General features: G+C 69.1%; 2 protein-coding genes, 1 tRNA gene and 1 pseudogene. All 4 read left to right on the top strand.

All coding sequences use genetic code 11. The annotated features are described in order from the left end of the window. Positions 1–200 (top strand): annotated as a pseudogene (locus VQ02_RS38885) (ISAs1 family transposase); the annotation flags it as partial. A gap of 81 nt (positions 201–281) precedes the next feature. Then, positions 282–358 (top strand) — tRNA-Arg (locus VQ02_RS33415). Positions 359–537: 179 nt separating this feature from the next. Next, positions 538–780, top strand: coding sequence for a hypothetical protein (locus VQ02_RS33410; RefSeq protein ID WP_048448583.1), 243 nt, complete (start codon positions 538–540; stop codon positions 778–780). Positions 781–948: 168 nt separating this feature from the next. After that, a complete protein-coding gene (locus tag VQ02_RS33405) occupies positions 949–1191 on the top strand; it encodes a hypothetical protein (RefSeq protein WP_048448582.1) in 243 nt (80 codons plus the stop codon). Positions 1192–1534: the final 343 nt, after the last annotated feature.

Genomic DNA, 1534 nt, shown 5'->3' with positions numbered 1-1534 from the left:
GACTTCGTAGGATCCTCGACGGCACGTTCCATGACGAGCATTCCCGCATCCGCACCGCTCATGCTCCGGAGAACATGCTGACGGTCCGCCACATCGCGGTGAACGTCGCAGCCCGCAAAAAAGGAAAGGATTCCATGCGCCTCGCCCTCAAAACCGCAGGCTGGGACGACGACTACCTCGTCAGGCTCGTTGCCCCATGACACTTCACCCGATTGCCCTGGGCGCGATCCCTTTCCCTGTTGCGCTCCACCGCGGGCCGGGCTACAGAGGCTTCGCGGTCAGCACCCGTAGCTCAGCTGGATAGAGCGTTGCCCTCCGAAGGCAAAGGTCACACGTTCGAATCGTGTCGGGTGCGCCACCCTTCTCAATGACTTAGCTAGTTTGCGACCCTGCTTTGGATGGGGTTGCGGAAGCGCTGCGGAAGCAGCGAGAGCCACACTCTGCCTCGGTGTGGTTGGATGACGCGCACCGCCTCGCCTCTGAGAATGGGCGCCCCGCCCCGGCGGCCGGGCGGACCTTCGAGAGGATGACCGCACGATGCCGATCAAGGCACTCAACGACCGCAAGAAGCTCTCGTCCGACTTCAACGAGGCCAACGACGCCTTCATCGACGCGGTGCTCGGCGCGTTGCAGGCCGGCGAGATCCCGCTCGATTTGGCCAGGGCCTACCTCGCCCACCCGGTGGCGATGATGCACGCGAGCGGCGCTCAAGCGGTGGCCGACTACTTCGAGCGCATCCTATTGCAGAGGCCCAAGATTGATTGGACGCCTGGCGCCTGATCTCACGTTGATCGTCAACACGAAATAGCCGCGCAAGGCTCTCGGTCGTGTTCGCGCAGAGCCCGTGGCCGGACCTGCCCGCATCAGCCCTCATGTCGCGCAACGATGGGACCGGCGGGCGGGCGCCGCGTTGACCGGGACGCCGATCAGGCGACCGGAGGACGGAGAATGACGAAGCTCTTCATCGCGCGCGTGCGCGGGCCGGCCGGGGATCGGCCGCTCGTGACCGTGCGCGCCGCGGCCGAGGGCGAGGCGAGGCTGTTTCTCGAGGCGGCCTATCCGGAGGACGAGATCGTGGAGGTCGTCGAGCCCGGCGACTGGGTCAGCACGTCCGACACCGGCTCGAAGGCCGGGGACGTGCGCGAGCATCCCGGCACTGAGTGGCAGCCGCCGACGACCGGCCTGGGTTAGGGACAGGCCGCCGCTCCCGGCTGACGCCGTTCGCGCGGCGTCGGCGCCGCATCGCAGCGACGCGGATGCACCGGTCGTCGGCCGGCTGCCGCAGGCTGGTCGCGTCGCCGGATGCAGCGCTGCGCCTCCATGGCCTCGCCGAATGCCGCGACTTTCAGTGATCGAAGGATCGCACGGAGGCGCGCACGCGACCTCCGCGGGCCGCCGCGAACCCCTGTCCCGCCTGGTGGCGCCTCACGGTCCGCAGCGCACCGGCACCACTGCTCCGGCGAGGCGCGCGGCGACCGCTCCGGTGCTCAGCGGCCCGGCGTCCCCGGCCGGCGCCGCCGGGGCGTCCGGGCCG

It is taken from the genome of Methylobacterium variabile (assembly GCF_001043975.1).
Taxonomy (GTDB): Bacteria; Pseudomonadota; Alphaproteobacteria; order Rhizobiales; family Beijerinckiaceae; genus Methylobacterium; species Methylobacterium variabile.
The sequence above is the reverse complement of the archived record's forward strand: the minus strand, read 5'-3'. Positions and strand labels throughout refer to the sequence as shown.